Raw genomic sequence first — 8132 nt, 5'->3', positions numbered from 1 at the left:
GCTGTCCGGCACTTGACCATCTCCTTTAGATTCTGTCGTTCTTCCACTGCCAATGCGATCACAGTCTCTGGTTTACGCATGTGTCTACTATAACACATCGCCTTACTATCGTCTAGCTAACTGCACAACTAAGTACTAGTGCCTGAAGTGCCTCACTCCGGTGAAGACCATCGCCACGTTGTATTTGTTAGCGGTCTGGATGGTCTCCTCGTCCCTGACAGAGCCACCAGGCTGGATGATGGCGGTAACACCGCCTTTGGCGGCGAGTTCAACTCCATCAGCAAAGGGAAAGAAAGCATCTGACCCCAGGACGGTCCCCCTGGCACGTTCTCCTGCCCTTTCCAGGGCCAGTTGCACGCTCACCACGCGGCTGGGCTGCCCGGCCCCCATCCCCAATAAGGTATTGTCCTTGACGAGGACAATGGCGTTGGATTTGATCAGCTTCACGGCCTGCCAGGCAAAGAACAGGTCTTTCCTCTCCTCAGGTGTTGGTTCGCGTTTGGTTACGGTGCGTGGAGTCAATTCTTTCTCAGTGATATAGTCTGTGGTCTGTGCCAGCAAACCACCCCTGACCCGCCGGAAATCCATGTAGAGGGGCTCACCCTTGGCGGGCGAGACGTCCACTCCAAGGGAGATGATCCGGAAATCCTTCTTACGCTTGAAAAGGGCCAGTGCATCGTCTGCATATTTGGGGGCTATGATGGCATCGAAATGGGTCTTGTAGATCTCCTGAGCAGTGGCCATATCAATCGTCCTATTGGAGGAAACTATCCCGCCGAAAGCGGCCAGGGGGTCTCCAGTGAGTGCCCGGCGGTAGGCTTCCGCCAGGTCACCATGGCTGCACAGTCCACAGGGGTTATTGTGTTTGATGATGGCCACAGTAGGCCTGGGAAAATCGACGACGGCGTTTAAGGCCGCATCGAGATCCAGAATATTATTGAAGGAGAGTTCCTTCCCTCCCAGTTGGATGGAGCGAACGAGGCTGGCTTGCGGCTTCCTGGCGTTCTCCTCCTCATAGAAGGCTGCCTGCTGGTGCGGATTCTCTCCATAGGAGAGATTGGTGCGCTTCTTGAGTGCGATGGTCATTACCTCGGGGAAGCCCTTTTCTTTGTCTCTGAGATATTGAGCAATGGCAGTATCATAGTAAGCGACGTGCTGGAAGGCCTTCTGGGCCAGCTTTTGCCGCAGTTCCAGATCAACCTTGCCTTTGGTCATGGCATCAAGAACAGTGCCGTAATCCGCCGGATCGACGACGACGATGACGGCAGGAAAGTTCTTGGCGGCGGCGCGAATCATGGTGGGGCCGCCGATGTCGATATTCTCCAGGGCTTCGTCCAGGGTGACGCCTTCTCTGGCTATGGTCTGGAGAAAGGGATAGAGGTTGACCACCACCATATCGATGGGTTGAATGCCCTTTTCTGCCAGCTCGGCCATATGGCTTTTGACGTTGCGTTTGGCCAGGATTCCGCCGTGGACCGCCGGATGCAGCGTCTTCACCCGGCCGTCGAGGATCTCGGGGAAGTTGGTGATGTCGGAGACGCTGTGCACCGGTACGCCGGCGTCCTTCAGCGTATTCTTGGTGCCACCGGTGCTGAAGATATCCACCTTCAATTTGTCTAATCCTCTGGCGAAGTCCACCAGCCCTGTCTTATCCGAAACGCTCAGGATAGCTCGCATATTGTCTCCCTTTCTTTAAACTAAGCAAACTAAGCTATGGTTGCCCTCTTCTTGCCCTTCTGCACTACCACCTCTCCCACCATCATGGCTTCCGGTACCAGCCTGCTGAAGGCAGCGACATCCTGGTAGGAGCAGACGATGACCATGCCGATCCCCATATTGAACACGTGGTACATCTCTGAATCAGCGATATCGCCTGTCCTCCGGATGAGAGAGAAGATTGGAGGAATAGACCAGGAACCTTTGTCGAAAGCGGCAGCCAGCCCCGGCGGCAGCACACGAGGCACGTTACCCTCAAGTCCTCCGCCGGTGATGTGGGCCAGACCCTTCACGATCCGCAGCGCAGGATTGATCTGGCCATAGTAGCAGCGGTGAGGTTCGAGGAGCGCTTCACCCAGGGTTTTCCCCAGTTCAGGATAGAACTTATTTAAGGCAGCAGGTTCAGTTCCAAAGACCTTCCGCACCAGGGAATAGCCATTGGTATGTAAGCCGCTGGAAGGCAGGGCGAGCAGTATATCTCCGGTCTTGATCTGCCTTTGGTCGAGGCGTTCACTTTTCTCCACCACCCCGATAATGGTCCCGGCCAGGTCGTAGTCCTCTTCAGCATAGATGCCTGGCATCTCGGCGGTTTCGCCGCCAATAAGGGCGCAATTCACTTCCCGGCAGGCAGCGGCCATCCCTTTCACAATGCTTTCCACCTTTTCGGGGATGAGCTTGCCCATGGCGATGTAATCGAGGAAGAAGAGGGGTTCGGCGCCGCAGGTGAAGATGTCATTGACACAGTGGTTCACCAGATCGATGCCGACGGCATCGTGCTTTCCCAGAGCATTGGCGATCTTCAGCTTGGTGCCCACTCCATCCGTGCTGGATACAAGGACAGGCTCGCGGTAGCCCTTGAGCTCAAAGAGTCCTCCAAAGAAGCCGATATCGGTCAGCACTTCGGGACGGTAGGTGGTGCGGGCGTGCTTCTTGATGAGTTCCTTGGCTCTATCTGCCGCGGAGATATTTACCCCCGCGGCGGCATAGGTCTGTCTGACTTTCTTTGATTCTTTTATTGAGATGTCCTCCAGGTGGTCTATTTCGAAGGAACTGGTTCTGTTGTAGGCAGGGACTCCAGTGCCAGCTTGTCCATCTCCAACTGCACCGGGATAGGATAATCGCCGGTGAGGCAGGCAAGGCAGAGGTTCTCCTTGGGCAAGTCCACTGCCTGCACCAGCCCCTCAACACTGAGGTAGCCCAGAGAGTCGGCCGCTATGAACTCCCTGATCTCAGGGACGGTCTTTCGGGCAGCGATCAGCTCCCAGCGGGTGGCCATATCGACCCCGAAGAAGCAGGGGTAGCAGATGGGTGGAGCGCAGACGCGCATGTGTATTTCCTTGGCCCCGGCTCTTTTCAGCAAGCTGATGACGTGAGGGGTGGTGGTGCCCCGGACGATGCTGTCGTCGACCAGGATTAACCGCTTGCCGGCCAGTATTTCTCTTAAGGGGTTGAATTTGAGGCCCACGCCCATTGCCCTGATCCGTTGGTCCGGCTGGATGAAGGTACGCCCGACATAGCGGTTCTTTAATAATCCTTCGACAAAGGGAATGCCCGACTCCCTGGAGTAGCTGATGGCGGCTACTGTGGCTGAGTCAGGGACGCCGATGACCAGGTCGGCAGCTACGGGGTATTCCTGGGCCAGGCGGCGGCCCATAGCCTCTCGTGTCCGGTAGAGCAAGCGGCCGCCGATGGTGCTGTCAGGCCGGGCAAAGTAGATATACTCGAAAACGCAAAGGGCTTGTTTGTCTGATACTGCGCCCTGGTAACTCTTCACACCACCGGCATCTATGGTCACGATCTCGCCGGGTTCGATCTCGCGGAGCATACCGGTGCCGAGGTGATCGATGGCACAGCTCTCTGATGCCAGCACCCAACCGCCGTTGAGCTTCCCCAGGCAGAGGGGGCGCACCCCCATGGGGTCGCGAACGCCTATCAGGGAATTGTTATTGAGGATGACCAGTGAATATGCCCCTTGCAGCCGGTGCATAGCGTTGCTGATTTTCTCCGCCAGGTTATTGCCGGGTGAGGTGATGATGAGATTGGCGATGACCTCTGAATCGGTAGAGGTAACGAAAGGGCAGCCCTTCTCAGCAAGTTCCAGGCGGAGGGCTAAGGCATTCACGATATTGCCATTGTGGGCCAGGGCCAGCTTGCCCTCAGGTCCTTCCACTACTATAGGTTGGGCGTTAGCGAGCCGGTTTGAGCCCGAGGTGGAATAGCGGTTATGTCCGATGGCGATGTTCCCCGGCAGGCTGCTGAGAGAGGCTTCATCGAAGACGTGGGACACCAGTCCCATGCCAGTGTGAAGGCAGATGCCATTGCCGCTGGTGGTAGCGATTCCGGCGCTCTCCTGCCCACGGTGCTGGAGGGCGAACAAGGCAAAAAAGGTGAGCCTTGCCACATCTTCCCCTGGAGCGTAAACTCCAAAGATGCCACATGATTCGTGCCAGCTCACACTATTATTCCTAGCCCTTAGGGCAATTCTACACCCTCCTTCTGTTATGGGTCAATCGATGTTGATGTTGTTGTTGTATGTTGATGTTGTATCTGAAGTGAAATTGACACGCGAGTGTTCAGAATGGTAGCATGGAGAACGATTTCTTATATGTCAGGGAGGAAGGTATGAGTTATAAGTACGTCAAGTATGAAAAAAAGGGCGAGATTGCCACGATCACGTTCAACAAACCGGAGAAGATGAATTCCTATGTTATCATCTCGGTGGGAGAGGATTTTGCCGAAGTGCTGGACGCTATTACGAAGGCGGAAGAAGATGATGATATCAAGGTGATCATCTTCAAGGGAGCCGGCCGGTGCTTCTCTGCAGGCCAGGATCTCAGCAAGGTGGGCTTTGTCTACGGATTTGGGACGCAGAAGGACGATCGCCGCCCCAGCCAGAGAATAAGGCTGAAGATGGACAAGCTGGGGATCAGCGAAGGTTACAAGAGATTTTTCTTCTGTTCCAAGCTGACCATTGCCCAGGTGCACGGGTTTGCCCTTGAGGCGGGGTTGATGATAGCCATGCTGTGCGATTTCTTCGTCTGCTCCGATGACTGCAAGATGGGCTTCCCCGGACAGAGGATAGGGTTTGCCGGCGGCGGCGAACATACCTTTGGACACTTGATGCTGACCGTAGGCATGAGGCGGGCGCTGGACCTGTACATCAGCGGCAGGCAGATAGACGGGAAAGAGGCGGAGCGAATAGGGCTGGTGGGCAAATCAGTCCCGGCTGACAAACTGGAGGCCGAGGTGAATGCTCTGGCGAAGGAACTGTGTCTCATGCCGCGCGATGGGATTGCCATAGGCAAGGCCTGCAGGCATCTCTTCTACGACCGGATGGGACTGACTGATTCCTTCACCTATGGCTATATCACTCATACGATGTTTACCAATGTGCGCCATGAGCCCGGAGAGTTCAACTTCTTCAGAGAGAGAAGGGAAAAGGGGGCCAGGGCGGCCTTCCACGAGAAGGATGAAATTCGCGAACAGGCAAGCAAGGTAAAGAAACCGAAGAGATCGACTTAACGTATCTGAAAAACTGAGTGTTCTGTGGGCAGGGCAGGGTGAGAACCCTGCCCTGTTTGCATCGTCAGCGGGCGACGGAAACGACTAACCTGGTTTGAGCGGATGCTGTGGAACTGTAGGCATGAGGAAGGTGCGGCTACGGATTGCTGGGGCCGATGTTCCCTAGAGAAGCCCCTTCAGCTTGGCGTAGGTGGATGCCAGGCCTTCCGGCAACACTCTGGTGTCAGCCACCACGGGCATGAAGTTGGTATCGCCAGCCCACCGCGGAACTATGTGGGTATGAGTGTGGTCGCTGATTCCTGCCCCGGCTGATTTGCCGATATTGACGCCTATGTTGAAACCAGCAGGGTCAAAGACGCTGCGCAGTGTCCTGGTGCTTCTCCTGACGAAATCGATGTGTTCCCACAGTTCCTCATCGTCCATATCTTCCAGGCTGGCAATGTGGCGGTATGGGGCTACCATCAGGTGCCCCGGGTTATAGGGGAATCGATTCAGAATGACGAAGTTCTTCTTGCCCCGGTAGAGGATAAAGTTACACTCATCGTCCTGCTCTGCTGGCTTCCTGCAAAGGATGCAGTAGTCCGGCTTCTCGGTGAGGATAAACTCCATCCGCCAGGGTGCCCACATACGTTGCACATTGCCCTCCTGCCGTATTTTAGTCTGATAATCGGTCGATAGTCAAAGGGAATGGAGATTTGATTTCGAATAGGCGAGTGCCTACAATAAATTAGCTGAGTGATTTTGCGCCACAATCCAAGTATATGACCAACAAGGCTGAGCGGCGACCAGGCTGGCTGGATAGAGTTAAGCTGCGCATTAAGAAGGCGCTGGGGATGAATGCCATTCTGTGTGACAGCTGCAAATGGGACTGGCGCGGCGCCTGCCATCACCCGGAGCGGCCCAATGCCACCTGGTGTCCTGATTACGAGAAGCGTGGGTGATACAAAATCAAGTCTTGTCCAAATGAGGAGGAATAACCATGGATTCTAGGCAGCCCGTGATAGTCAGCGCAGTAAGAACAGCTATTGGATCTTTCGGGGGTGCCCTGAAGGATGTGACGGCTATTGACCTGGGCAGGATAGTAATCAGGGAAGTATTGAGGCAAGCAGGCGTAAGGCCGGTGGCCCCCGGGGATGCGAAGGAGATCAGGCCGAGCATTTCAAGGGACATTGAAAAGAGTGAGATAGAGGCCAAGTACATGGACTGGGATCAGAGCCTGCGGCCAGTGTATATAGATGAGGTCATCATGGGCAATGTACTGCAGGGAGCTCAGGGCCAGAATACAGGCAGGCAGGCAAGCATCAAGGCGGGAATGCCTCAGGAGACAAATGTCTTCACCATCAACAAGGTATGCGCTTCGGGCATCAAGGCGGTGGCTCTGGCAGCACAGGCCATAAGAGCCGGGGATGCCGATGCTATCCTGGCTGGAGGCATGGAGAGCATGTCTAATGCTGCCTATGCGCTGCCCAAGGCGCGCTGGGGATACCGCATGGATATAAGTGGTAAGGCAGAAGCGCTTGACATGATGGTTTTCGATGGCCTTTGGGAGATACTCTATGACTACCATATGGGGGTTACCGCGGAGAACATTGCCAGGGATTACAACATATCCAGGAAGGAACAGGACGAATTAGGCGCGGAGAGCCACCACCGGGCCATGAAGGCCATCAATGACGGCACTTTCAAAGAAGAGATCGTGCCGGTGCAGATTCCCCAGAAGAAGGGCCCTCCGCTGGCGTTTGATAGAGATGAAAGACCGATGGATACTGATGCAGAGAAGATGGGCAAGCTGGCGCCGGCCTTTGTGAAGGGCGGAACGGTGACTGCAGGGAATGCTTCGGGGATCAATGACGGGGCGGCGGCTCTGCTGATAACGTCTAGGGAATACGCCGAGAAGAACGGATTGAAGATCAGGGCATCCGTCAGGGGATATGCTTCCGGCGGTGTGGACCCCAAATATATGGGCCTTGGCCCGATACCTGCTACGCGTAAGCTCCTCAAAAAGACAGGCTATACCCTGAAGGATATCGACATCATTGAGCTCAATGAGGATTTTGCTTCCCAGACCATTGCCTGCATGAAGGAACTGGGCATTCCGCGGTATGGTGAAAGCAAGCAGTCCTGCGAGCCGGGCTGTGAGAAGGTCAATCCTCATGGCTCAGGGATATCGCTGGGGCATCCGCTGGGTTGCACCGGCGCCCGCATACTCGTAACTCTGCTTTACGAGATGGAGAGAAAGAACGCCCGTCGTGGCCTGGCCAACCTGTGTATTGGTGGTGGGCAGGGGATGGCCATGATAATTGAGCGTTAGGGCTGTTGATCGGTTTTCGGGGATATCCATTCCCCCTTGTGTGGTGCCGTATAGGTCCCAGACCAAAGTGGCTGTCGGGTCCCCGACCCGACGCAGTGGGCAATATGTTACCCTGCCCCTTATGCAATATGTTACCCCGACTTTTATGTGGTTTGTCACCCTGAGCGAAGGCGAAGGGTCTCCCCTCAGTAGGGACCCTGTCCGTTGCCCCTGGTTCCCCACCGCGGACAGTCCCTACAGACTGGTTGCACAAATCAGCGTAACAATCGAGATTCTTCGCTGCGCTCAGAATGACACGATCACAGCTCATCCTTCTGCGGAAGGATGGCTCATAGCTGATGGCTCGTGGCAGAGATTGCTTCGCTTCGCTCGCAATGACACGGGGGCGGTTTGAAGAGGGTGTCTCAAGACTCGCTCTTCTGGAGTGAGAAGGCACGCCGCATCGTGTCATTCTCTTTTAGGGTCTGATACCCCGCCGCTTGCGGCGAATGAATTAGAATAGATGCATGAGCATCTATTTACACAAGAGCCACAATGTAAGCGTATTGTTGTATCATCTGGTGTTTCCAACGAAATACCGTCG

At 55.2% G+C, this 8132-nt stretch carries 8 protein-coding genes; 4 read left to right on the top strand and 4 right to left on the bottom strand.

Annotation, left to right across the window (positions count from 1 at the left end; translation table 11 throughout):
- Window positions 1–135: 135 nt before the first annotated feature.
- The 3 genes from purH to purF are packed head-to-tail and all read right to left on the bottom strand — an operon-like array spanning window position 136 to window position 4171.
- Window positions 136–1677, bottom strand: coding sequence for a bifunctional phosphoribosylaminoimidazolecarboxamide formyltransferase/IMP cyclohydrolase (gene purH, locus NTZ04_09520; protein ID MCX5992537.1), 1542 nt, complete (start codon window positions 1675–1677; stop codon window positions 136–138).
- A gap of 29 nt (window positions 1678–1706) precedes the next feature.
- Window positions 1707–2732, bottom strand: a complete 1026-nt coding sequence (gene purM / locus NTZ04_09515) for a phosphoribosylformylglycinamidine cyclo-ligase (protein MCX5992536.1) — start codon at window positions 2730–2732, stop codon at window positions 1707–1709.
- A 20-nt stretch (window positions 2733–2752) separates the two neighbouring features.
- A complete protein-coding gene (gene purF, locus NTZ04_09510; GenBank protein ID MCX5992535.1) occupies window positions 2753–4171 on the bottom strand; it encodes an amidophosphoribosyltransferase in 1419 nt (472 codons plus the stop codon).
- Window positions 4172–4338: 167 nt separating this feature from the next.
- Between purF and NTZ04_09505 the strand changes: the two genes are divergently transcribed.
- A complete protein-coding gene (locus NTZ04_09505) occupies window positions 4339–5238 on the top strand; it encodes an enoyl-CoA hydratase/isomerase family protein (protein MCX5992534.1) in 900 nt (299 codons plus the stop codon).
- A gap of 162 nt (window positions 5239–5400) precedes the next feature.
- Here the strand turns inward: NTZ04_09505 and NTZ04_09500 are convergent, their stop codons facing one another.
- Complete coding sequence (locus NTZ04_09500; GenBank protein MCX5992533.1) at window positions 5401–5874, bottom strand: HIT domain-containing protein; 474 nt, start codon at window positions 5872–5874, stop codon at window positions 5401–5403.
- Between the two features lie 125 nt (window positions 5875–5999).
- On the opposite strand from NTZ04_09500, the gene NTZ04_09495 reads away from it, so the two are divergent.
- The 3 genes from NTZ04_09495 to NTZ04_09485 all read left to right on the top strand — a co-directional run.
- A complete protein-coding gene (locus NTZ04_09495) occupies window positions 6000–6179 on the top strand; it encodes a hypothetical protein (protein ID MCX5992532.1) in 180 nt (59 codons plus the stop codon).
- 38 nt (window positions 6180–6217) lie between these two features.
- Window positions 6218–7549: an acetyl-CoA C-acetyltransferase gene (locus tag NTZ04_09490; GenBank protein ID MCX5992531.1), complete on the top strand. Its 1332-nt coding sequence runs from the start codon at window positions 6218–6220 to the stop codon at window positions 7547–7549.
- A 506-nt stretch (window positions 7550–8055) separates the two neighbouring features.
- Window positions 8056–8132: IS200/IS605 family transposase (locus tag NTZ04_09485; protein ID MCX5992530.1), on the top strand; the 77-nt coding region annotated here is incomplete at its 3' end.

This window comes from Chloroflexota bacterium (assembly GCA_026389585.1).
In the GTDB taxonomy this organism is placed as follows: Bacteria; Chloroflexota; Dehalococcoidia; order UBA2247; family RBG-13-53-26; genus JAPLHP01.
Note: the sequence above shows the minus strand (reverse complement) of the source record. Positions and strands in the feature narration are given on the sequence as shown.

What these genes read in the sequence shown, in the direction of transcription:
- purH (MCX5992537.1), bottom strand. Translation starts at nt 1,677, where the DNA reads ATGCGAGCTATCCTGAGCGTTTCGGATAAGACAGGGCTGGTGGACTTC.
- NTZ04_09505 (MCX5992534.1), top strand. Translation starts at nt 4,339, where the DNA reads ATGAGTTATAAGTACGTCAAGTATGAAAAAAAGGGCGAGATTGCCACG.
- NTZ04_09495 (MCX5992532.1), top strand. Translation starts at nt 6,000, where the DNA reads ATGACCAACAAGGCTGAGCGGCGACCAGGCTGGCTGGATAGAGTTAAG.
- NTZ04_09490 (MCX5992531.1), top strand. Translation starts at nt 6,218, where the DNA reads ATGGATTCTAGGCAGCCCGTGATAGTCAGCGCAGTAAGAACAGCTATT.